This is a genomic window from Silvibacterium dinghuense (assembly GCF_004123295.1).
Taxonomy (GTDB): domain Bacteria; phylum Acidobacteriota; class Terriglobia; order Terriglobales; family Acidobacteriaceae; genus Silvibacterium; species Silvibacterium dinghuense.
Genome location: NZ_SDMK01000004.1, coordinates 41138 through 65362 on the forward strand (window position 1 = coordinate 41138; position 24225 = coordinate 65362).

Consider the following 24225-nt stretch of genomic DNA (forward strand, 5'->3'; position numbering starts at 1 on the left):
TTCGCTTCTGTTTGTAGACTCCGCTCAGCCATGCGTCAATGCGTGATAGCGGCATACCGATCCGTCTCGGAGCCTGAAACGAGCCGGGCTCGCGGCTTCCAAGAAAACAACTATGGCGTACTTCTTATCGCGAAGTACGCCATAGCCTTTTCGCATCAATCAGCCTAGAAGGTGAATTCTCCACCGATGCGAATGATGCGAGACATACCCGCGGTCTGCGACTGGTTGAACTGGCCAAAGCTCGCCGAGGGGTTGGGTGTCACTGTTCCCGTGACATTAGAGGTCGTAATCGATCCGTCGAGCACGTGGTTCGCGCCGTAATATACCGGATGATTGAAGACATTGCTGAAGGTGGCATTGAGGTTGAGATGATAACGCTCGCCGAATGCCACCCCCTTGCTGAATTGCATATCGAAGAGAGCCTCGCGCGGGCTGCGCGCCCCGGCCAGCAGGCGCGGTGCATTACCGAGAGCCGGATTGTTCAGCGTGCCCGGAACCGCAAATGCATCCGGATTGAGATACGGCGTGAAGTTCGAATTCAAGGCATTTTTCTTCCAGTTCTTATTGATCAGGTGAGCGCCCGGAACGAGATTGGGGCGCAGCGTGTAACCAGAGGGCAATGCACTGGCCGTGCAATACTTCGCGGTACCGGTGGCCGTGCAGCCATTCGTGCCTGTAGGGGTGACAGAAACAAAATAGCCCACGGTTCCCAGCGTGACGGGCGTAGGCAGTCCGTCAGCATATGTGGCGATGCCAGCCGTCGAGATATTCCCGATAACCTGGTTGAGAAATCCATTGTGCGTATCGAGCCACTTTCCACGGCCCAGGGGCAGCTCATAGGTGTATCCGAGCTTAAGGCGGCTGGGCTGATCGAAGCTCGACACAGACCACTCCGCCTTCGGATTGTAGGGATTCTGCAGTACCGCGGAGCCGAACCCCCCAGAGTTAGCTCCAGTATTGGTATCCGGAACATCATCCATGGTCTTCGACCATGTGTAGTTAGCAAGCAGTGAGAGCCCATAGCCGAAACGCTGGTTCACGCTGAGATAAAAGCCGTTGTACTCCATCGTGCCGCCGCGCGGATAAATCTCCGGAAGCGCCTGATTGTAGAAATTCTGGTAAGGATTCAGCCGCTGCAGATTAGTCTCCGAGACCAGAGCGCCATTCTGCGTAATGCCATAAGCATTCGGCGATGAAGCCCCAAGATTCTGATGGCTCTGGATCGCCTCAATCAGGGTACCGAGCGTCGGGGTATTGAGTGCATTCGTAAACGGCCCGATCAGATGCGTACCCTTGCTACCGTTGTATGTAGCCTGAAGAAGAGTCAGCGGAGCAGGCTGATATTGCACCGTAAACGACCAGCTCTGCGTATAAGGAACAGCACTGCTCTGCGAAACGAACACAGGAGCCAGCCCCGTGGAGTAAAGAATCGGTCCACGATTACCGTTCAGCGCGGTATAGGCAGAGGTGAGCGCACCCACCGGATTGGTAATGTAGTTGACCGTGGAATTCGGAGTGACACCACCGCTCTGGCCACCAACAGCCTGAGAGGACACATTGAAATCCGGGTCAGGAATATTCTCATACCCGGTGAGCGGCAAACGCTGCAGCGTGTATGCTGCCCGCACCGTCATACGCTCATTCGGCGAGTAGGCAAAACCCAGCCGTGGCTCAAAGCCCTTGTAGTTGATCGGCCAGAGCGTGCGAGGGTTTCCGCATGCATCCGAGAAGCAATAGGCCGTGGTCGTATCCAGAAGGCCGTTGAGATTACCCGGCGTATTCAGACGGATATAGGCCTGGTTATTGAACTTCTCTGCGCGCGGCGTCTCTAGCTCCCAGCGCAGGCCGGCATTGATGGTGAGATGCGGCGTTACGCGCCAGTCATCCTGGAAGTACCCCGCATAGTAGCGCCAGCGATAGTATCCGGGAACTTCTACCGGAGTATTGCTGAAGGCCGAGATGGTACCGAGAATGAATGTGGCCAGAGGCGCACCACCGGAAGATCCATTGTTCGTCTGTGCGCCAAGGAAGTTATATTTTCCGCCTGTGGTTCCGCTGAGATCGTACTGGTTCGACTGAATCCAGCGAATGTCTGTGCCGAACTGGAAGAGATGCTGCCCATGCGTCCATGTAACATCGTCCCCGGCGATAAAGTTCTGGTCCGCCTGGATGGCCGCAGTCGCAGTCCCCATCTGCATGGTGTAAGACACGCCATTCTGGTTCAGATTGCCGAGACTGGGAAAGCCATATCCCGAAGTAGCCGGAGTCAGGCCATAAGCTGCGGCGAAATCCTTGTTCTGCGTGATAGGAGGAGGCAGACGCTGTTGATTCACTCGCATGAACGAATAATGAAAGGAGTTGACAATGTTATTCGTGAAGACATGCGTATAGCCCACGGCGATATCGTGGGTCCGTGCCGAATCCGTAGGCACGATCGTCAGCGGATTCGACGCGGAAACAGCAAAGAACCGGTTTGCGACAACTGGAATTACCGTATAGCGGACAAAGAGCTGATCTGAATTGCTGAAATGCTGGTCGAAACGCATGGAGTAGCGATTATCCACATTGTTGACACCGCGCTTATAGGTCGCATTCGTGCCGTCATTCTGCGAAGTCGCCTGAGCATTGTCGAACTTTATATATGGACCAGGATTGCTCGGCGTCGGGAACAACGAAAGAACATATTGCGCAAAGGGGTTCTGCGCCAGCTGAGCCGAAATATCGTCATTCGGGATGGCACGGATCAGAGAAGCATCGTAAGGGCCATCAGGAAAGCCAGCCGCATTCACTGCGGACTGATAATTGATAGCGCCGATACGCGGGGCAGCAAGAGCCGCGGCATAGCCGGAAGATTTCAGGATGCTCTGATTTAACAATGCCAGCGAGTTATGGATATGGCCCGCGAGTTCATCCGGCGTGGGGAAGATACCGCGAAAGCCAAAGGCGTTCTGCATACGGGCCGGCTCAACACCGACGAAGAAGAAAGTCTTATCCCGATGCGGATACACTTTGGGAATCCAAACAGGTCCGCCGAGATAGAACCCGTAGTAGTTTTCATGCAGCGCATTGCTCGTGGTACCGCCGTCAGGAAAGGCATTGAAGTAAGGATCGGTATGACGATATGTCACCCCGCCGTGATAATCCTTTGTGCCGGCAGCGCTGCTCTGCACAATAACGCCTCCGCCCGTGCGGCCATACTTCGCCGAGAGCCCGGTCACGATCACGGTTGTTTCCTGTACTTCGCGTCCGGAGAGATTCACACCCGTACGCGCGTAACTGGCCTGCGTTACATCCGAGCCGTCCACAACCACTGAGCTGGTTCCAGGAGGCGCGCCGCCTACCACGATGCTGGCGCCAGGCACCACATAGCTGGTATAGGCATTCGGATTTTCCGTTGAAATTCCGCCCGGCTGCAACGTATCTCCCTCCACACCGGGAGCGAGCAGCGCAGCCTCGAGCGAACTGCGTTCCGGGTAGGGGAGATCCAGAACGAGCTTATGATCCACGGTCGTCGTAACATCCGACTCGCTCTTGGTCAGCAGGTCGACATTCGCATTCACAGTCACTACGGTGTTCGCCTTGCCAACCTCGAGCAAAATATCGAGTGAGGTGAGTCCCACACCGGCTACCGTGACTGACTTCATCACCTTCTGCTCGAAGCCAGGTGCCGATATCCCCACGCTGTACTCGCCGGGATTCAACGAAAGCACCTGGAAGGCTCCTTCGTCATTTGCCTGCGTTGTCTGCTGTACGCCGGTCGCGTTGCTGGTGACTTCGATCGAGGCATGGGGAATGACCGCACCATGCGCATCGTGCACCGTGCCTCCAATCGAGCCCTGCCCTGTTTGTGCCTGGAGCATCGCCGGCAACATCAAGACAATGCTCATAGCCAGCCATAAGCCCGGCCGGAAAACCATCCGCAGACCTTTCATAAAACCACCATGTCCAGCGATTGCCGCTGTCTTCTTATGTTTGTTTCCAAAAAGCATTCCGCCTCCTCAACTTCGGAATGCGGACAGGGGGAACTGCCGGATGGCCAGCACAAGGTAAAGCATGTTCACAGCTTCTGTGCGTATCTGTTTGTCCGATTCCAACCGGCTTTTTAGGTTGTGCTGAAACAGCATGTCAACAGCGAAGGCGGCTTTTCAGGGGCAGTGAAGATCGTTTCACATCGCACAACGAATCCGTCTTAAGCCCCTCTCGTGCACAGGCGCGGTAAAGGCGTAAAAAATCATGTTTTACAGGAAATCCATGTGTAATCCATATCCGGATACAGGCTGGACGGTTCCTCGCAAGATATGGCTTTACGTTTTACACAGAGAAACAAAAATAGCGTTCACATGAGCCATTTCAAACGCGATCCGGGGCTCGCTTCATCCACGCATCATTCGGATAAATCTTGTTCACATTCTCCGGAGTGAGGAGTTCGTGCTGCACGAAGACCGCGGGAGCTACTGGCTTACGCCTGAGAATATCGAGAGCCAGCTGAATAATCTGCGCGCCGTAGGTTTCAGGAAAATAGGCCACGGAACAGACCAGGCGCGAGGAAGAGCGCCGCATTTCTTCCCTGGCCGCAAGGCTGCCATCCTGGCCTGCAATCGCGCAGGCCCGCTCGAGGCCTGCCTCGCGAAAGGCCTGCAGCGCAGCCAGCGCGGTGGAGTCGTTCACTGCACCAACCAGCGCTCGCTCGGGCCGCTTGCGGCGCAGGTGCTTACGCACCAGATCGAGTGTGGCTTCAAATTGGCCACCCTTCGTATCGTAATGATGCGTAGGAAGGTTGCGGCCTCCGGGAAGCAATTCACCAATGCCATCGACAATACCGGTGAGCCGCGCATTTAGAAGCGAGCCGGCAACATCCACACCAAGAAGAATCAATTGCTCCGGATTGGCCTTCCAGTGGCGTGTCGCCCATTTCGCCAGATGGCGTCCTGCCATGCGGCCCGCTTTATAGTTATCCGCGCCAAAGTAGACAGCTCCAGGATGAGGAATATCGAGCGCGATAAATGGAATACGCGCATCGGAAAATTTGGCGGCAATCTGCGCTGCCACGGCCACATTAATTTGCGAGTCCACCACCAGATCCACTTTTTCCGCGATGAATTTATCCGCGTTCTGGAGCGCAATCCTCGGGCTGAATTCGTTATTCGCAATCAGAAGATCCACATTGGCAGCATTCGCCGCCACCACCAGGCCATCCGTGACAGTTGCCGTAAATGGAAGCAGGTTGCTCTGCGAGGCGTAGCCGATCCGGAAACGCCGCGAACGCGAGACCTGGATCGAGGAACGATAGCCCTGCTTGCCCGCGCGCTCGAGCATGCGCGTCTCCACCAGAGTTTCCAGCAGGCGAAACGCCGTGGCCTTGTGCAGGCCGGTACGCGCAGCCACCACGCGGAGATCGAGAATCTCCGACGTAGTTGTGAAGGCGTTGAGGATATCCACGGCACGCACCACGGACTGGATGGTGTAGGAACGCTTGCGTCGTGAACCTTCTTCCGGCTCTACGCTGTCATGTTTTGTCATTTGGCTGTCTCTCTACAGGTTTCTGTATGGCATTCTTTCCGCATCTTCAAGCTCCATAACGTCTCGCACTGCAAAACGATTTCCTTGCTCAGGGATTCCCGCTCTCAAGCTGCCTCCAGCAGGATTAGGATGGGCACGCAATGGATACCGGGGAGAAGGATTTGCCATACCCCGCAAAAAAGTAATGGAAACAAGGCACAATCGGCAATGGCGGGCATTGAGGGGTATAGTTTTGAAACCTCGGGAAGCAGGGTTGGAGTAAGAGTATGGAGCAGACCTGGCGCTGGTTTGGACCGGGCGATCGAGTCACACTGCGAGACGCGAAAGAGGCAGGCGCGGAGGGCATCGTCACCGCGCTCCATGAAGTTCCCGCCGGCGAAGCATGGCCGGTTGAGCTCATTCGAAAACGCAAAGCGGAGATTGAAGCCGCAGGATTGCGCTGGAGCGTCGTCGAAAGCCTCGACGTCACAGAGCGCATCAAAATGCGCGCCCCGGGATGGCAGCGTGACACGGAAAATTTCAAGACGTCTTTGCTAAACCTGGCCGCCTGCGGCATCCGCACCGTGGCCTATAACTGGATGCCTCTGTTCAGCTGGACGCGAACCCATTTGCACGCGCCCGTGCCCGGTGGAGGCTTTACCCTCCGCTTTGATGCGCTCGCGTTTGCCGCATTCGATCTCTATCTTCTCAAGCGCAACGGAGCAGAGCAGGAGTGGGGAGAAGCGGCCAGTCAACAGGCGCAAGCTTATTTCCAGGCAATGACGCCTCACGAAAGAGATGAGCTCCTTGAAACCATCCTGTGCGGCCTGCCCGGCGGCAATGGCCGCTACACTCTGCAGGGAGTCCGCGATTTGGTCGAGCAATATAACGGCCTGGATGCAAGCAGCTTCCGCGAGCATGCAGGAGAATTCCTGCGATCTGTCTGCCCGGTAGCGGAGGAACTCGGAATGCGATTAGGCGTTCACCCCGATGATCCGCCGAGACCCCTGCTTGGGCTACCTAGGATCGTAAGCACGGCAGAGGATCTGGACTGGCTTATGGCACAGTCTGCACTGACAGCAAATGGAATCACCTTCTGCACAGGCGCTCTCGGAGTAAGAGCAGATAACGATTTGGCTGCCATGGTGCACCGTTTCTTACCGCGCATTGCATTCTTCCACCTCCGCTCGACACAGCGTGAGAACACTCTGGTCAAGGCAGGTAGCCAGCCGCTGGAGAGCTTCTTTGAAGCAGCCCACCTCGAAGGCGATGCGGACCTCATCGGAATCCTGCTTGAGGTTGTGAAACAAGAGCAGTGTGGAGAATGCGCAAAGCTTCCCTTCCGCTCCGATCATGGCCAGGAGCTATTGAATGATTGTGAGCGCGCAGCGGCTCCAGGGTATCCGGCAGTGGGGCGGTTGCGTGGGCTCGCAGAGCTTCGGGGAGCCATACGCATGGCAGAACGCATAACGGCGAAGGTGGAACACGATGAAGCCATATAGCGGAAAGAATGCGCTCGTCTTTGGAGGGGCCTCAGGGATAGGCCTCGTCACGGCTCAGCTTCTTCAAGAGCGCGGCGCAAAGGTTACAGTGGCAGATCTGAGCGACCCCAACGGAGACCTCCACGGCGCGCCCTGGCTTCGTTGCGACGTCCGGGAGCCCGCACAGGTCGAAGCCGCCGTGCAAACTGCTGCGGACGGAAAAAATCTCGACTGGCTGGTGTACAGCGCGGGGATTCAGCACTACGGAACCGTGATCACAACGCCGGTCGAAGAATATGACATGGTGCAATCCGTGAATGCCCGTGGCGCCTTTCTCGCGGCCCGGGCAGCCATCCCCAGGATGAAAGCAGGCGGCGCCATTGTGATTGTTTCGTCCGTCCAGGCATTGGCCTGTCAGGATGGCGTTGCTGCCTATGCAGCGAGCAAAGGCACGCTTGAGGCGCTGGTACGTGCCATGGCCGTGGATCATGCGAAAGATCACATCCGCGTGAATTCCGTGATGCCGGGAACAGTCGATACACCGATGGTTCGCGCCTCCGCAGATTCCTTCCGTGGAGACGGACCTCTCGAAGAGATACTGGCGGAATGGGGCAGCTCGCATCCGCTGCAGAGAGTGGCGCAGCCTGCAGAAGTGGCGCAGGTCATCGCCTTCCTGCTGAGCGATGAAGCCTCTTTCCTGACCGGGTCCTCCTATCGGGTCGATGGAGGATTACTCGCACAGCTCCCGGTGCGCCTATAGATATGCACCTATAACTCGAACCGATAACTTGGAAGGCCGGGAACCTCTACCTCCAAACAGAAAAGCGCACCACCTGGCGCCGCCTCGCCATCCTCCGAGGCGGCAGCCGAGGTAAAGTACAACGTCTTGTAATCAGGACCACCGAAAGCACAGGTCGTCGGATTCTTCACCGACGTATCGATCACCTCCGCTAGCGCGCCGTCCGGTGCGAAACGGACGATGCAGCCTCCGCCATATCTGCAATTCCATAGATATCCGTCCGCATCCATAGCAGAACCATCGGGCAGGCCGCGAAGAAAGCCTTCGGCAAAGAGAGCAGGTGCAGAGATCGTGCTCGAAGTGCAATAGAAATCCGAGCTATAGATACAATTGCGCAGTGTATCTCCGAAGAAGAGGCGCTCTCCACTGGGCGACCAGGCCACGGTATTCATGATCCCCATGCCGCTGTGCCATACACAGGTCTTGCCGCTGCGCTCGAGCGAAAGCAACTCGCCAAGATAGTCGGTAATCTCCACGCTGCCGCCATCGCTTCGGACATTGTTTTGCATCGTGCCGAACCAGAGCATTCCATCCGGACCGACCCGGGCATCGTTGCATCGCACTCCCGGCCACGCAGGCAGTTGGAAGAGCGTGGCCACGGAACAGCAGGCAGTTGTATCCCAGAGAATGATGCTCCCCCCGAGCACGACGAGGATGAGCGCAGGGTTGGAAGTAAGCGCCACAGCCGTCACCGGCTGCTCAAACTGCCACGTCTCAAAGCGTGTATCCGCGAGCCTGTAGCGATGCAGAAGACGCCGGTTGATATCGGTCCAGTACAAGGCATCTTCTTCCGGATGCCAGACCACGCCCTCGCCGCAAATATCATGGGCTGAAACCACACAGGAAATCTCACGAACCTTGCCGGAAGTCACATCCATCCGCATCCTTCATCCATCGAAAGCTCTGCATCACCGCATGCGCAGAGGAATCGCGATATGCCTCCGCAAGCGCGCTTCCAGTTTGCCATTAGAGAGAGTCTTCTGGCGCGTCCTTCCCCACTTATGGAAGCAGAATCGATAAGAACGCGCGCATCACACCATGCGAAACACGGTGGAGAAATAAAATTCCCGTTGCCTTCTTCCTTCTCCATTGGAAATCCTAATCATTGCGCATTTGAAGCTCAGAGAAACCAGGAGGTTCTTCCCTTTGCAGCAGAGGTTGGCAATTTCCCCGAAAAGATTATCCCAGGCTGTTCTCTGGGCTCTCGTCATGATGTTGGGATGTGGAATCAGCGTCGCTTCACCCGACACAAGCCTGCCTCTCTGGGCAGGCAAAGTCCCCCTGGCAACCGGCTCGGCAGCGACCGACACTCCGGCTATCGATGTGTATCTGCCAGCGAAGAACCCGACACAGACGGGCATTCTTGTCATTCCGGGTGGAGGCTATCACTATCTGGCCGCACCGGAAGGAGAGCCGGTGGCAAAGTGGCTCTGCGCGCATGGTATCGCAGCATTCGTGCTGCATTACCGCGTGGCTCCGTATCACTATCCGGCCGAAATGCTCGATGGACAGAGAGCCGTCCGTTTCATCCGCTCACGCGCTAAGGATTTCGGAATCGACGAGACGCGGCTCGGGGTATGGGGCTTCTCCGCCGGCGGGCACATGGCGTCTTACCTGCTCACGCATGGACAGGAGAAGCTTCCCTTCGAAACAGCCGATGCGGTTGATGCTCTGGACCCACGTCCGAACTTTGGCATCCTTGCCTATCCGGTCATCTCGATGAAGCCCGGCATCACGCACTCCGGTTCGCACACCAGCCTGCTCGGTGATGCACCGGCACCGCAGGTCGAGGATGAGTTATCCAATGAGCTCCACGTGACCGACGATTCACCGCCCGTCTTTCTCTTCGCCACAAGCGATGATCCGGTTGTCCCGGTAGAGAACAGCGTCCTCTTCTATCAAGCATATGTACATCATCATCGCCCCGTGGAAATGCACCTGTTCGAGCACGGGTCTCATGGGCTCGTGCTGGCAGAGCATGTTCCCGGAGCTTCGATGTGGCCAGACCTGCTCGGCGCCTGGATGACTCGCAATGGCTGGATGGCGCACGCAGAGCCATAACCTTCGCAGATCCTGCTGCGCCGCATAGCCGTGCAAGAGTCACGTCCCAAGAACACTGCGGACGCGACTCTTATCTAGCTATGCAGCTTCAGCATTTGCCACATCATCAGTTTTCAAACTCGACTTCCGGCTCAGGCAGAACGTCGGAGGGCCGGGCAATCCACACATAGAGAGTCGGCAGCAGGAAGATACTCATAACGAGATCGGCAATCAGGCCCCCAACGATGACAATGGCAAACGGCCGTTGTGAGTCCGATCCGATACCGTGGGACATGGCAGCAGGCAGGAGACCTAATGTCGCAACCAGCATGGTCATCATGATCGGCCGCAATCGCAGAACAGCGCCTTCAATCGCAGACTCCTCGATTGACTTCCCGCGTGCACGCAACTGGTTCATGTATTCGAGCATGATGACGCCAGTCTGCACCGAGACGCCAAAGAGCGCGAGGAAACCGACTCCCGAAGAAACGCTGAAGTTTGTTCCAGTGATGAGCAGCGCCAGCATGCCGCCAATACGAGCCATGGCAACATTCGCCAGGATGAGCAAAGCCCACTTGAAGGACTTATACATTGCGTAAAGGATGATGAAGATCAGCAGCACGGTGAGCGGCACGATAATCAGCATGCGCGCCTCCGCGCGAACCTCACTCTGATACTCTCCTTCCCAGCCAATGTGATAGCCTCGCGGCAGCGAGACCTGCTGATTAACCTTACTGATCGCCTCTTTTACCGCGTCACCCAGAGCACGGCCTCTTACGCTGTACTTGATAGCTACATAGCGCTGATTATTTTCGCGGTAAATTTCCGAGCCTTCATCCGCCTCGTGAATCGTGCACAACTGCGCCAGCGACACACGCTCGCCCGAGGGAGAAAGCAGGCGAATATTCTCAATCGCTTCGCGCGTATCGCGATAGTGCGGCAGATAGCGCAGGGTAAGGTTGTAACTCTCTTCCCCACGCAACACCTGTGTAAGCGCATTCCCACCCACGGCCGTCTGGACAGCATCCTGTACATCAGCCACATTGATCTGGAACCGTGCCGCCTTGCGGCGGTCTACCTCGATGTCGAGATCGGGCTGGCCGGTCACCTGAAAAACACCCAGGTCGGTGATGCCTTGCACGTGGCTCATCACGTCGGCCACCTGGGTCGCCTTATCTTCAAGCACATGAAGGTCGCTGCCATAAACCTTCGTTGCAAGCTCACCTTTCACACCGCTTACCGCTTCTTCCATGTTGTCTTCGATGGGCTGCGAGAAACCCCATACAACACCTGGAATCTGACGCTGAAGCTCCAGTGTCATTGCGGCAATCAGGTTGTCTTTATCTCCATCGAATACAGGCCGCCACTCTTTCTTCGGCTTTAAACCTACGAAGTATTCCGTGTTGAAGAAGCCGGTGTGATCGGTACCGTCATCGGGACGGCCAGTCTGACTGGTGCATTCCGTTGCCTCAGGAAAAGAGCATAGGATCAGGCGCGCTTTATTCGCTACGCGAATGCCTTCATCCGGGCCTGCACTCTGCGCAAGCGTTCCTCGCACCCAGAGTGCGCCTTCATCGAGATGCGGCAGGAACTCCGAACCAATGACGCCGCCGACTGCGAGATAAATGGCTACGACCAGTCCGAACATGCCGGTGCCAACCATGAGCCAGCGATGATGAATCGCCCAATGCACGCTCCTGCGATAGCGTGTGTTGAGCTTTTCCATCACCGGGTTCTCCCACTCCTTTGCGCCGCGCCGGAAAAGAAAGCTCGAGAGCACCGGCGCAAGCACCATGGAGAACAGAAGCGCGCCTAACAGCGCAAAGGCAACCGTCCAGGCCATTGGGCGAAAGAGTCTTCCTTCCACAGCCTGCAGGGTAAAGATCGGAAGATACGCCGTGATGATGATGAGGATGGCATAGAAGACCGGCCGCTGCACTTCATGCGCAGCCTCTCGGATGCGCTCCACCGTAGGCCGATCCGACTCGTTCTTGCGCCCCAGATGGCGCACGATATTCTCCACCATCACCACAGAGCCATCGACAACCATGCCGAAATCAAGCGCTCCGAGCGATAGCAGGTTGGCGGGAACGTGCTTGAGATCGAGGCAGATTGCAGCAAAGAGCAACGAGAACGGAATCGTCAGCGCGACAATGAAGGCTCCGCGGACATTCCCCAGAAAAAGAAAGAGAATGATGACGACAAGAACGATGCCTTCGGTGAGGTTATGCAACACCGTGTGCGTCGTAAATTCGATCAGCTCACTGCGATCGATAAAGGGAACGATCTTCACGCCCTTGGGCAGGATCTGATCGTTTAGCTCCTTCACCTTCTCATGGATGGCCTCCAGCACCGGCTGGGCATCATCGCCTTTTTGCAGCACAGCAATTCCGGAAACTACATCGTCATCGTCAACCAACTTGCCATCTTCGCGATGATAGGTGTCGCCGAACCTGCCCAGACGGATCATGGGACCTTGCGTGACAGTGGCAATATCACGCACGCGCAGTGCGGTGCCTGTCTTAGTCAGAATCACCGTGTTTTCGATGTCCTGAATATTGCGGACCTGCCCTACTTCGCGAATATTGATCTGCTGGTTTCCGGCCTCGATAAAGCTGCCGCCACCATTGGCATTGTTATTCGTAATTTGCTGTTCAACCTGGGCCAGACTTAACCCATAAGACACGAGCTTGTCCGGATCGAGACGCACCTGGTATTCGCGCGTGGGGCCACCAAAAGGATTAGTATCTGGCACACCTGGCACTGACTTGAGATTCTTTTCAATCACCCAGGTCTCGATCGTCTTCAGGTTCATGACGTCGTATTCCGGGTTTGTGCTTCTCAGCGTGTAGAAGTAAATCTGTCCGACCGGGCTCCAGTCGGTTCCCATCTGCGGAGTGACTCCCGTCGGCAGCGTCACCTGCGAAAGACGCTCGAGCACACGTTCACGGTTTTCGAAGTTCGTCGTATCTTCTCCGAAAACCATTTCTACCGTAGACAGGCCAAAGATAGACCAAGAGCGGACGTGAGCCACTCCCGGAATGCCATTCATCACCGTCTCGAGCGGAATAGTCACCTGCTGCTCGATCTGCTCAGCAGAGATACCTGGCCATTGCGCAATCACATCGACATAGTTATTGGCCACATCGGGATAGGCCTCGACAGGCAGTCGCTTAAACGAGACAATGCCCCAGGCGAAGAGCAATACCGCAGCCGCCAGCACCAGGAAGCGGTTCTGCAGCGCAGCATCCACAATCTTGCGGATCATTGCGCCTCCAGTGCTGTTTCAAGCGCAAGGACATCACCGACAATCTGCTGTCCGGGCGCAATACCCGAGAGCACCTGCTGCTTCCCATCGGGCTCCGTATCTCCGATCTCCACCTCCACACGGCGAAATTGTCCGCTCCCCGCCGGCTCATAAACCCAATCACGATCGTGCAGATGCAAAACTGCGGTCGCGGGGATCACTGCGAACGACTTCGACTCCTGTCCCTGGAAGCTTGCAGTAACAAACATGCCCAGGCGAAGAAGATTCCGTGGGTTCGGAACTTCAACGCGAACCTTTGCAGTGCGAATATTCGGATCGAGTATCGGTCCAATATCGCTGATGCGGCCCGTCAGAGTTTCATCAGGATAAGCTGCCAGCTTGATTTCTGCCGCCTGCCCCAGCTTCAACTTCGGAATGTCATTTTCATAGACATCGCAGATGATCCACACCACTGAGAGGTCGGCAATGGTGAAAGCAGTCGGGGAGCCGGCATAGGTCACGCCGGCAGCCGCGGCATCGGTTACATTCTGCGCCACGATGACACCGGGAATGGGCGCATATACATTCACGATGCTCGATGGATGCTCTTTATCGACCCCCAGCGTTTTGAGCTGCTGTTCTGCCGCATGAAGATCCGTAAGCGCATCTTCTTCCGTATCCTGAGCTTGCTCCAGCGCACTCTTTGGCACTGCGCCATGGTCATAAAGATCCTGGGCCCGATTCAGGGCCGTACGCGCAAGCTGCTCATCGTTGGCCGCCTTCAGATACACGTCGAAGGCGTTCGTGATATCCGGACTCTGCACCCGGAGAAGCAGATCGCCCTTTTTTACGTGATCATCGAGACGCGCACGGATATCTACGACACGGCCACTCGCCAGAGAGATCACCGGCACCTCCCGCGCGATATCAGGAAAGACAGAACCGGTTACGTTCAGCCTGGGATACGCCTGCATGGCCTCCGCGGTCACCAGCGAATAGCGCCCCGCGTCAGGAATAGCGATCGTTCCATTGTGGCTTGCTTCTACCACTGCTGGGGTCGAGGTCGGAGCGCCGCTTGCCGGGTCGAACTTCTTTTCGCATGCCGTCATCCAGGACACGGCTGCGACACAGGCCAGCGCTTGCAAATACTTCGCAGTCTTCATTGGATCACCTCACGGCCCACGGCAAGGTTCAGCTGCCCTGCAGCAACCAGGTAAGCTCCGACCAGCTGCAGATAGGCCATCTGTACGTTTCTGTAATCGCTCTGTGCGTTCAGGAAGTCCATCAGCGAAGCGCCGCCATGCTGATAGGCATAGGTCACCGTGTCGCGCACGCGCACCGCCTGCGCCAGATACTGCGCCTTATAAGGACGAAGCAGGATGAGATTGCTGTTCACCTGCTCCCATGCGGAATCCACGTCGCTGAAGACCTGCGCCCGCGCTGCATCTTCAAGCTGCTGGTTGCGGCCGATATCCAGCTGCGTACGCTTCTTTTCCCCCTGATTGCGATCGAAGATACGCAGAGGAATACTCACGTTGAAGCCTACATATGGATCGAGAGGAGGATTTGCTCCGGCATCCACTCCGAAGGTAGGGTCCGTCGAGCCGTTGGCAACAGCCAGCTTGTGATTTGTCACTGACTGCTGCACCGATTGCATCGCAGCCTGAAGATCCGGCCGCTCGGCCAGCGCAATCTGGCGGAACTGGGTAACCGGATCCAGCTGATCGGTAAAGTCGAAGGTTCCGTCTACATCAAACTGGTCAATGGGAGTGCGCTGATCGAGCAGTTGCAGCAGCTGAATCTTCGAGGTTCGAAGACTCACCTCTGCGGCCTGTAGATCTGACTCGTACTGCACGCGCTGCAACACAATGCGGTCAAAATCAATCTGCGCCAGATCACCATCCTTCAGACGCGTGCGACTGATATCGATGATGTGGTCGTAATAATCAAGCTCATCTTTGGAAAGCTGCACCAGGGCCTTGTCCTGAAGCGTCTGCACGAAGAGCGAGCGCAGGTTGAAGATCATGTTCCGCGTAAGATCTTCGTGCTGCGAAGAGGCGATACGTGTTCCTTCCTGTGCGCTCTCCTGGCGTAGCTCACGCTTGTGATCGCGCTCATGCAGGTAGGTGATCGAACCCGTAGTCAGCGCATTCGAAAATGGCTGGTACGCCGGATCTTTATAGAAGGGGTAAAGCTGATCGACGCCGAAGGTGACCTGCGGATTTGGCCGCAAGTAGGCGGTAATCTCTTCCGCCTTCATCTCCTGCACATTGCTTTCATCCGCAGCAAGCGTGGGATTCGAGGCAAGAAAGGACTGTTTTACCTGATCCCAGTTCATCCTGGACTGCGCATCGGCTGCCGTATGCAACGTCAGAGAAAACAGGCTAAGGAGCAAAAATCTAAATAAAACATTTCGCAGCTTCATCCATGCAGTCATGCAGGAAATCGAGAGCATAAATCGTCTCCACGCAGCCGCTGCATCACCATCGCAGCGGAATCCGGATCATCCGCGGGGCATTACACCAAGCGAACCTTAGGTAAGTTTTCAACGTTGTCCACCGGATTCCCGGCTATCTTTCGGTTATGGCTTCAGCATCTTTCGGTGAGTCCGACCGGCCGAAAGCGGCTAAGAACCTGCTCTTTCCGCCATGCCGAGCCGCCATCTGCTGCACGCCGGTGTACCGATCCAGCCCGTTTGAGTATGCTGCGGTGGTATCGCACGCGCTCCTTCCGCAGGGTCCGGATTTCGCGATCGACACAAAGATGTCACCCTGAGATATAGGACATTTGGACCATGTGCGTGATCTTCGCTTTCCAGATGATGAAAAAATGCGACGTGTTCTCCTCCTCCTGGCTATGCTCCTCCCCTTATCCCTGGCTGCAGAGGATGGACACGCCGGCTGGCTGCGCTATGCCCGTTTGAGCGCACAGGATGCGCAGGCCTATGCTTCACTTCCGCAGATCATTAGCGTCGAAGGCAGCTCCCAGGTCGATCGATGCGCCGCGCAGGAGTTGGCCCATGGTCTGAGCTCGATGCTCGGGCATCCATTTGCCGTCGCGCCGACCGCAGGCAGAAATACCGCGCATGCTCCCGCCTTCGATCTGCGGCTGGCATCACGCAACGATGCCATGCCCCCGGAGTCCTACCGCTTCAAACGCGAGGGCAACGATTACGTCATTCTCGGCGCGGATACACGGGGCGTGCTTTACGGCGTCTTCCATCTCCTCGAGCTCGTCGCTACGCTTCAGCCGCTTCCAAAATCCACTACTGCCTCCGCACCCGCCGCCCCCATCCGCTGGGTCAACCAGTGGGACAATCTCGATGGCAGCATCGAGCGCGGTTACGCGGGCCGCAGCATTTTTTTTGACGGAGGCAAGGTACGCGATGATCTTTCGCGCGTATCCGACTACGGACGGCTGCTGGCCTCGATCGGCATCAATGGACTTACCGTGAACAACGTCAACGCCGACCTGCGCACGCTGGAGCCGGAAGAGCTGGCAGGCTTTACCCGCATCGCGGACGAGTTGCGCCCTTGGGGCATCCGCCTCTCACTATCCATCGATCTCTCGAGTCCTGAGGTTGTCGGCCACCTGAAGACATTCGATCCGCTGGACCCCGCAGTAGCGGCATGGTGGTCGAAGACCGTCGACGAAATCTACACACGCATCCCGGATTTCGCCGGCTTTGTTGTGAAAGCGGATTCAGAGGGACGCCCCGGTCCTTCACACTATGACCGCACTCCAGCCGAAGCGGCGAATGTGCTGGCACGTCCACTGCAGAAGCATGGCGGCATCGTGCTCTATCGCGGCTTCGTCTACAACCACCACCTGGACTGGCATGACCTCAAGGCCGATCGCGCACGGGCCGGATACGATAACTTCCATGCGCTCGATGGTAAGTTCGAGCCGAATGTCGTGCTGCAAATCAAGCATGGGCCCATCGACTTCCAGGTGCGGGAGCCGGTCTCTCCGCTCTTCGCTGCGATGCGGCACACCTCGCAAACCGTAGAGCTGGAAATCACCCAGGAATACACGGGCCAGCAGCGCCACATGGTTTTCCTGGTACCGATGTGGAAGTGGGCGCTCGACACCGATCTGCGCGCGGAGAACCGCTCTACGCCGCTCAAAGAGATCGTCGAGGGCAGGAGCTTTCATCAACCACTGGGCGGCTTTGTCGCGGTCGCCAATGTCGGCATGGATACGAACTGGCTGCACCATCCGATGGCCATGGCCAATCTCTACGGCTATGGCCGGCTGGCATGGAATCCCGATGAGCCGGCCGAAAAAATTATCGACACCTGGACGCGTCTGACCTTCGGCAACAAGCCGGAGGTAGTGCGCACCATCGACGCGCTGCAGCTCGAGAGCTGGCGCGATTACGAAAACTATACCGGTCCGCTCGGCATTGGCACCTTAACGGATATCATCGGCGTCCATTATGGTCCTGGCGTAGGTTCGGCAGAAAACAACGGCTGGGGACAGTGGTTTCGCGCAGATCGTCAAGGTGTGGGCATGGATCGCACCGTAGCCACCGGAACAGGCTACATCGGCCAGTATCCGCCGCAGCTGGCGGCCATCTACGAGTCGCTCAAAACCTGCCCCGATGATCTGTTGCTGTTCATGCATCACGTGCCGTATACCTACCGCCTGCACAATGGCGATACAGTCATCCAGCATATCTACAACAGCCACTATGAAGGCGCAGCGGCCGTCGCAACCTATGCGCCACGCTGGCTGGCCTTGAAGCCGGATATCGACCCGGAGCGCTTCGAAAAGGTGCTGGAGCTGTTTCATTACCAGGCCGGACATGCCATCGTCTGGCGCGATGCCGTGAACACATGGTTCCACACCATATCCGGCATCCCCGACGAGCTCCATCGCGTAGACAATTTCCCCGATCGCATGGAAGCCGAGTCAATGCAGGCCGATGGCTACCGCACTGTAGCCGTCACTCCGATAGAAACCGCATCCGGCGGGCATGCGGTCGAGTGTGAACAAGGCTCAGGGTGCTCGCTCAGCGCAAAAGCCGGACGCAGCGGTGAGTATCGCATTGCGGTGCAGTACTTCGATCTGCGGGAGGGCAACGCACACTTCACCCTGCTGGTAAACGGAGCTCCTATCGCCGCATGGACAGCGGATGACACGCTGCCCCCGGCTTCGAACGACCTGAAGCTCGATGGCCATACCAGCACCCGCTACACAACCATGCCGGTTCTGCTGCATCCCGGCGACACAATCACACTGCGCGGAATGCCGGACGGCAAGGATCCCGCCGCTATCGACTATCTCTCTTTCCTGCCTGCCGGAAAGCAGGCGACAGACACGGCTTCTGCAACTACCATGCGATAGCGCAAAGATTCACCCCTTTTTCCACGCTCATAACCGTTGCGTCTTCTCATCCCTTGCCCACGCAAAACGATGGAGTTTCGAATGCGATCTGTCTATGGTGTTCTTTTTCTGGCTGCAGCTCTGCTCTCTGCGGCAGCGCAGGAACCTGCCTATAAAAACCCGGCGCTGCCGGCCGAGGAGCGTGCGGCAGACCTGGTGCACCGCATGACGCTGGAAGAGAAGGTGGGGCAGATGGGCTCCGCTGCGCACGCCATTCCACGGCTCGACGTCCCCGCCTATAACTACTGGAATGAAGCGCTGCACGGCGTAGCCCGTTCCGGCTATGCCACCATGTTTCCGCAGGCCATCGGCATGGCCGCTACCTGGGACGCACCGCTCCTCCATCAAGTTGGCGATGCGATTGCCACCGAGGCGCGCGCGAAGAACTCCGAAGCCCTGCGCCACGGCAATCACGATATCTACTTCGGACTCACCTTCTGGTCTCCGAACATCAATATCTTCCGCGATCCGCGCTGGGGACGCGGCCAGGAGACCTACGGAGAAGATCCCTTCCTCACCGGCACGCTGGGCGTGAACTTTATTCGTGGCCTGCAGGGCGATGATCCGCACTATTACAAGGTGATCGCCACACCGAAACACTTTGCCGTGCATTCCGGCCCGGAAAACATACGTCATAAATTCGATGTCACACCCACGCGGCATGACTTGTGGGACACCTATCTGCCACAGTTCCGTATGGCCATCGTCGACGGCAAGGCTGACTCGATTATGTGCTCCTACAACGCAGTGGATGGCGCACCTGCGTGCGGCAGCACCATGCTGCTTCAGCAGGTGCTCCGCCAGGACTGGGGCTTTCATGGATTTGTTACCTCCGACTGCGGCGCCATCGATGACTTCTTCAAGCCCAATACCCACCAGACCGAACCCGATGCGGAACATGCCGACCGCGATGCGCTGCTGGCCGGCACGGACACCAACTGCGGCGCCACATACGAGCACCTGGGCGATGCCGTCCGGCAGGGGCTGATCCAGGAAGCAGATATCGACCGGAGCCTTATCCGCCTCTTCACCGCACGCATGGAGCTGGGCCTCTTCGACCCGCCAGCCACAGTGCCCTACGCGCAGACTCCCTTCAGCGCCGTGCACTCTCCGGAGAACGTCGCGGTCGCACAACGCACAGCGGAAGAGTCGATGGTGCTGCTCAAGAATGATGGCATTCTGCCTCTCGCCTCTGGGCGTTTCCGTCACATCGCGGTCGTCGGACCGAATGCAGCAATGCTTTCTTCTCTCGAAGGCAATTACAACGGCACGCCCTATGATCCTCAACTCCCCGTCGATGCTATCCGCCGCACACTGACCGCTGCCAGTGTGCGCTATGCGCCGGGCGCCCCTTTTGTCGATGGTTTCATGCTGCCCGTGCCGCGCACCATGCTGCATCCGTCTCCGAACTCAAAGGAAGAAGGACTGAAGGCGGAGTACTTCGCCTCACCGTCGCTGAGCGGCACACCGCTGCTGACACGCATCGACCCCGGAATCGACTTCAACTGGAGCGGCGTGAATCCGCTGCCGCAGCATCCCTCCACTGGCTTTGCCGTGCGCTGGACAGGCACGCTGACACTGCCCGCCGCAGGAGAATACCAGTTCCAGCTCAGCGCCGGTCCCTGTAATCACTGCGCCTACGAGCAAAGCTACACCGTGCGGATCGATGGTCAGGTGGTCACCGAAGCGAAAGCACTTCCGGAGGGCACAGAGACAGGCCCCGTGCAGGTGAATGGCACAACGGGACTTCCCCAGGAGAGCCATCAGCAGCGCCCGACGAAATTTGCATTCAAGGCAGATAAGGCTGGAGCCCACACCATCGAAGTCGACTTTGTCCGCTCGAGCGCGGAGCATGGCACGGGGATCACACTGTCCTTCATGCCGCCTGCGGAACAGCTCCTGCAGCACGCCATCGAGACAGCACGCGACTCCGATCTCGTCATCGCCATGCTCGGACTCACGCCGACGCTCGAAGGCGAAGAAATGCCCATCAACCTGCAGGGATTTCAAGGCGGCGACCGCACCGATGTAGCGCTACCTGCAGCTCAGGAGAAACTGCTCGAGGCGCTGACGGCTCTGGGCAAGCCAGTGGTCGTCGTGCTGCTCAACGGATCGGCACTCGCAGTGAACTTTGCCGAACAGCACGCGAATGCCATCCTCGAAGCATGGTATCCGGGAGAAGCTGGCGCGCAGGCCATCGCCGATACATTGACCGGAGCCAATAATCCCGGTGGCCGCCTTCCGATCACCTTTTATCGTTCCATCAACGACCTCCCGTCCTTTACCGACTACACCATGAAAGGGCGCACCTATCGCTATTTCGCAGGCGATCCGCTCTTCGGCTTCGGCTACGGTCTCAGCTACACCACGTTCTCGTATGCAAATGTGCATGCCTCGACAAAGCACCTCGCAGCTGGCCAGCCGCTCGTCGTCGAAGCGGATGTCACCAACAGCGGCAAACTTGCCGGAGATGAAGTCGCTCAGCTCTACCTGCTGCCTCCGGACACAGGCAACAGCGGTCTCTCACCGCTACGCCAGCTCGAAGGCTTCGAGCGCGTGCATCTGAAGCCGGGCGAAACCAGGCACCTGCGTTTCACCCTCCATGCACGGGAGCTCTCCGAAGTGGATGCGCATGGCGCACGTTCGGTACAGGCTGGCGCATATCAAATCTATGTTGGCGGCTCGCAGCCGTCCTCCAGCTCACTCCATACGCAGTATGCAAACTTCAACATCGAAGGTAGTGCGGATGTCGCACACTGACACGTCGCACAGGAAAGCAGAACGTATGATGCATCTCCGATCCCTGCACGCTCTCGTTGTACTCGCCGCGCTGGCTGCGCCGTGCACGATGCACGGCCAGTCCGATTCTTCGTGGGTTGCATCGTGGGCCAGCGCGCAGCAGGTCCCCGAGCCTGCCAATGCGTTGCCTGCCACGGACCTCACCGACGCCACCCTGCGCCAGATCGTCCATCTCTCGCTCGGCGGCAGCGCCGTCCGCGTGCGTCTCTCCAATGCCTTCGGCACAACGGATCTTCATCTTGGCGGCGTTCATCTGGCGCGCGCCGTTTCACCTGCGTCATCCGCCATCGACACGCGCACGGATCGCACTCTCACCTTCCACGGAGCGCAGGATGTCATCATCCCCGCCGGCGCCGACTACTGGTCTGACCCGGTATCGCTGCCCATCTCCGCAGGCACAGACATCGCCATCACGCTGCATCTCGATACCGCTCCAGCAACCGAGACCTCGCACCCCGGCTCACGCGCCACCAGCTATCTCGCGCACGGAATGCACCTGGCTGACGGCGAGCTTTCAACACCAAAGACCTTCGAGCACTGGTTCTTTCTGAGCGGCATCGATGTAGCCGCATCTTCACAGGATGCGGCGATTGTCGCACTCGGCGATTCGATCACTGACGGCCATGGCGCAACGACAAATGGCAACGACCGCTGGCCCGATGACCTCGCCCAGCGGCTTGCACAAGCCACCAGCCATCGCAGTGTCGTCAATGTCGGAATTGGCGGCAACCATGTGCTCACCGACGGCCTGGGGCCGAATGCGCTGGCGCGCTTCAATCGAGATGTTCTGGCACAGAGTCGCGTGCGCGTTCTGATCCTGCTCGAGGGCGTCAATGACCTCGGCGCACTCGCACGGCAGACTCCTCCGGCCAGCGGCGAGGAGCATGCCGCGCTGCTGCAACGGCTCGAAGCCGGTTATCAGCAGATGATCGATCGGGCTCACGCGCAGGGCCTCTTCGTCATCGGAGGAACGATTCTTCCCTACACCGGCTCGGATTACTATCACCCCGCCGTGGCCGACGAAGCGGCACGGCAGGAGCTCAACGCGTGGATCCGCCAGCCTGGGCACTTCGACGCCGTGGTGGACTTCGACTCCGTAACGCGCGATCCCCAGAGGCCGGATCGTCTTCTCCCCGCCTATGATTCCGGCGATCACCTGCACCCATCACCTGCAGGATACCGGGCCATGGCCGCAGCAATCCCGCTTGCATTGCTGCAGCATTAACCCTCGAACTTAGTGGTAGCGATAAAGCCGCACCCGGTAAATACGTCCATCGGAGATATCCTGCGGATAAATACGCAGTTGCTGCCCCTGTCCGCTTTCATCTCCGTTGAGACGCCGCCGTACAACCCACTGGCCATGCTCGTAAAGCTCTTCGTCGATGCTCTCGATGCCGACGATCGGCGCACCCGGCCGATCGGAACTAAAAACAACCTGCGCATCTCCGGCTCCGGCAACGAGAAATGTATCCGGCCCCTGCTGAAGAAAGAGCACGCCAATCCGCGATCCCTGCTCGTTCCCCGTGCGGCGGATTTCTGCCGTGTACTCCCCGATCCGCACACGAGCCGCACGCTGCGCATCGCCTTCCACCAGAGCTGCGGTCGCGGAGCCACGACGCTGCGCATCGAGAATGAGCGGGCTCAAAGCTGAAAGTTCTGCATACACAGAAGCGATTGCCGTGGTATCAGGCCGCTCGCCCGGCCGTGTAATACCAACCAGATCGAGCGGCGCATTACCCTGATCGTCGATTCCAAAGGCCGAGAAGCCCACGGCGGAGAGGCGCCCGAATGCATAAAGCGCATTAGCTGCGCCAACTATGCCGGGCTGCGCTTCCGGAATGAAGAGAGCATTGCCGGGCCGCGCATAGGCACCGGCCCAGTAAGCAAATTCGTTGAAGTAAATATCCGGAGAAAGAAAGTCGAGCGCAGGCGCTGCAGCACGCCATACGTCCATGGAATGTGGCAGCGGGCCGCCGCTGTTGTACTGGCCCGGCTCATAATTCGGACGGATAAGCGCTGCGTTGGCATACATCGGCAGCGAATAGGCCCGCTTGCCTGCGACAGCAATCTGCTCGAGGTACGAGGCATACTGCCAGGCCATAAAGAGATCATCCGTAAGTGAAGATAGCCCGAAGACCTGCTGCCAGCTCCCGCTGGTGCGTGCACCCGCAGCCTCCCATGCCGTGCGCAGTTCGGGCTGCAGCGAAGATCGGTGTTGCTCGAGGTAGCGTGTCAGCGTCGCAGGCACATCTCCGCGAAAGGCCGCCTCTGCCGCAGGAGAATGATCCCGTGATTCCGGGATCACACCGACTTCGTTCTCCACCTGGACCATCAGCACTGTATGCTCATCTCCATCTGCCTCACGGAGATGCTGCATAAGAGCGGAAAAAGCTTTGCTGTCTGCCGCGCGCACGGCATCGCTGAAAGGCGACAATCGCTCGGTGCCGCGGCCATCGCTCAACAGCACCCGCGGAAAACGCTGTTCGTCGCGCTTCACCCATCCCGGCGCATAACTGGAGAAGGTATTCTTCCACGCACCGAACCAGAGCAGCACCAGCCGCAGATGATGCGCACGCGCACCTTCCAGCAGCCCATCCAGAACATGAAAGTCGAAGTGCCCCTCTTCCGGCTCAATCGTCTCCCAAGCTACAGGGGTCAGCAGCGTATTCAGATGCATCGACTCCATGCGAGGCCATACGTCCTGCATGTACGCAAGACTGGAGGAGCTGGAGTTGTGCAGCTCTCCACCGAGAATCAGGTATGGGTTTCCATCGACGATCAACTGGGTCGCGGCCCCGCGCTGTTCCAGATGCGGCAGGTCCTCATGAGAGGCGCCGGACGAACGCCCATGCTGCGCCTCAGCCACGGACGCGAGAGACAACAACGACAAGACGCATGCAAGGCAGACAGAAAGCTTCTTCCGGTTCACACGGTTCTCCGAATACAAAGTATTCAAAAGATGAAATGGCGGA

General features: G+C 57.8%; 13 protein-coding genes. 6 read left to right on the top strand and 7 right to left on the bottom strand.

Annotation, left to right across the window (positions count from 1 at the left end; translation table 11 throughout):
- Positions 1-164: 164 nt before the first annotated feature.
- Positions 165-3887: an outer membrane beta-barrel protein gene (locus ESZ00_RS16415; protein WP_164981561.1), complete on the bottom strand. Its 3723-nt coding sequence runs from the start codon at positions 3885-3887 to the stop codon at positions 165-167.
- Between the two features lie 463 nt (positions 3888-4350).
- Positions 4351-5520 (bottom strand): substrate-binding domain-containing protein, encoded by a 1170-nt coding sequence (locus ESZ00_RS16420; RefSeq protein WP_129209420.1) that lies wholly within the window; start codon positions 5518-5520, stop codon positions 4351-4353.
- A 266-nt stretch (positions 5521-5786) separates the two neighbouring features.
- Here ESZ00_RS16420 and uxuA point away from each other — a divergent pair, with 266 nt between their 5' ends.
- Both uxuA and ESZ00_RS16430 read left to right on the top strand, forming a co-directional pair.
- On the top strand, positions 5787-7001 hold the full coding sequence (uxuA, locus tag ESZ00_RS16425; RefSeq protein WP_129209421.1) for a mannonate dehydratase: 1215 nt from the start codon (positions 5787-5789) through the stop codon (positions 6999-7001).
- Complete coding sequence (locus ESZ00_RS16430; RefSeq protein WP_129209422.1) at positions 6988-7740, top strand: SDR family NAD(P)-dependent oxidoreductase; 753 nt, start codon at positions 6988-6990, stop codon at positions 7738-7740. The genes uxuA and ESZ00_RS16430 overlap by 14 nt, the downstream gene beginning before the upstream one ends.
- A gap of 8 nt (positions 7741-7748) precedes the next feature.
- On the opposite strand, the gene ESZ00_RS16435 is transcribed toward ESZ00_RS16430, so the two are convergent.
- The gene (locus ESZ00_RS16435; RefSeq protein WP_164981562.1) at positions 7749-8657 is read right to left on the bottom strand and encodes an SMP-30/gluconolactonase/LRE family protein; all 909 of its coding nucleotides are present in this window, start codon (positions 8655-8657) and stop codon (positions 7749-7751) included.
- A 331-nt stretch (positions 8658-8988) separates the two neighbouring features.
- On the opposite strand from ESZ00_RS16435, the gene ESZ00_RS16440 reads away from it, so the two are divergent.
- The gene (locus tag ESZ00_RS16440) at positions 8989-9840 is read left to right on the top strand and encodes an alpha/beta hydrolase (protein ID WP_129209424.1); all 852 of its coding nucleotides are present in this window, start codon (positions 8989-8991) and stop codon (positions 9838-9840) included.
- Between the two features lie 106 nt (positions 9841-9946).
- Here ESZ00_RS16440 and ESZ00_RS16445 read toward each other — a convergent pair whose 3' ends face one another.
- From ESZ00_RS16445 to ESZ00_RS16455, 3 genes are read right to left on the bottom strand one after another with little or no spacing between them, the layout of a single operon-like run.
- On the bottom strand, positions 9947-13087 hold the full coding sequence (locus ESZ00_RS16445; protein ID WP_129209425.1) for an efflux RND transporter permease subunit: 3141 nt from the start codon (positions 13085-13087) through the stop codon (positions 9947-9949).
- Positions 13084-14229 (bottom strand): efflux RND transporter periplasmic adaptor subunit, encoded by a 1146-nt coding sequence (locus ESZ00_RS16450; protein ID WP_129209426.1) that lies wholly within the window; start codon positions 14227-14229, stop codon positions 13084-13086. The genes ESZ00_RS16445 and ESZ00_RS16450 overlap by 4 nt, the downstream gene beginning before the upstream one ends.
- Entirely contained in the window at positions 14226-15404 is a 1179-nt protein-coding gene (locus ESZ00_RS16455; protein ID WP_229741131.1) for a TolC family protein, read from the bottom strand. Before ESZ00_RS16455 ends, ESZ00_RS16450 begins: the two co-directional genes overlap by 4 nt.
- A gap of 491 nt (positions 15405-15895) precedes the next feature.
- Here ESZ00_RS16455 and ESZ00_RS16460 point away from each other — a divergent pair, with 491 nt between their 5' ends.
- From ESZ00_RS16460 to ESZ00_RS16470, 3 genes are all read left to right on the top strand, one after another.
- Positions 15896-18415 carry an alpha-glucuronidase family glycosyl hydrolase gene (locus tag ESZ00_RS16460; RefSeq protein ID WP_129209427.1) on the top strand — a complete coding sequence of 840 codons (2520 nt, stop codon included), beginning with the start codon at positions 15896-15898 and terminating at the stop codon, positions 18413-18415.
- An 81-nt stretch (positions 18416-18496) separates the two neighbouring features.
- Positions 18497-21214, top strand: a complete 2718-nt coding sequence (locus tag ESZ00_RS16465) for a glycoside hydrolase family 3 C-terminal domain-containing protein (RefSeq protein ID WP_129209428.1) — start codon at positions 18497-18499, stop codon at positions 21212-21214.
- 25 nt (positions 21215-21239) lie between these two features.
- Complete coding sequence (locus ESZ00_RS16470) at positions 21240-22478, top strand: SGNH/GDSL hydrolase family protein (RefSeq protein WP_229741132.1); 1239 nt, start codon at positions 21240-21242, stop codon at positions 22476-22478.
- Between the two features lie 9 nt (positions 22479-22487).
- Here the strand turns inward: ESZ00_RS16470 and ESZ00_RS16475 are convergent, their stop codons facing one another.
- Entirely contained in the window at positions 22488-24182 is a 1695-nt protein-coding gene (locus tag ESZ00_RS16475) for a GH35 family beta-galactosidase (protein ID WP_204520228.1), read from the bottom strand.
- Positions 24183-24225 lie beyond the last annotated feature (43 nt).

Coding starts and splice junctions, on each gene's coding strand:
- ESZ00_RS16430 (WP_129209422.1), top strand. CDS start 6,988: ATGAAGCCATATAGCGGAAAGAATGCGCTCGTCTTTGGAGGGGCCTCA.
- ESZ00_RS16450 (WP_129209426.1), bottom strand. CDS start 14,229: ATGAAGACTGCGAAGTATTTGCAAGCGCTGGCCTGTGTCGCAGCCGTG.
- ESZ00_RS16460 (WP_129209427.1), top strand. CDS start 15,896: ATGCGACGTGTTCTCCTCCTCCTGGCTATGCTCCTCCCCTTATCCCTG.
- ESZ00_RS16445 (WP_129209425.1), bottom strand. CDS start 13,087: ATGATCCGCAAGATTGTGGATGCTGCGCTGCAGAACCGCTTCCTGGTG.
- ESZ00_RS16435 (WP_164981562.1), bottom strand. CDS start 8,657: ATGGATGTGACTTCCGGCAAGGTTCGTGAGATTTCCTGTGTGGTTTCA.
- ESZ00_RS16465 (WP_129209428.1), top strand. CDS start 18,497: ATGCGATCTGTCTATGGTGTTCTTTTTCTGGCTGCAGCTCTGCTCTCT.
- ESZ00_RS16470 (WP_229741132.1), top strand. CDS start 21,240: ATGATGCATCTCCGATCCCTGCACGCTCTCGTTGTACTCGCCGCGCTG.
- ESZ00_RS16415 (WP_164981561.1), bottom strand. CDS start 3,887: ATGAGCATTGTCTTGATGTTGCCGGCGATGCTCCAGGCACAAACAGGG.
- ESZ00_RS16455 (WP_229741131.1), bottom strand. CDS start 15,404: ATGAACTGGGATCAGGTAAAACAGTCCTTTCTTGCCTCGAATCCCACG.
- uxuA (WP_129209421.1), top strand. CDS start 5,787: ATGGAGCAGACCTGGCGCTGGTTTGGACCGGGCGATCGAGTCACACTG.
- ESZ00_RS16420 (WP_129209420.1), bottom strand. CDS start 5,520: ATGACAAAACATGACAGCGTAGAGCCGGAAGAAGGTTCACGACGCAAG.
- ESZ00_RS16440 (WP_129209424.1), top strand. CDS start 8,989: ATGATGTTGGGATGTGGAATCAGCGTCGCTTCACCCGACACAAGCCTG.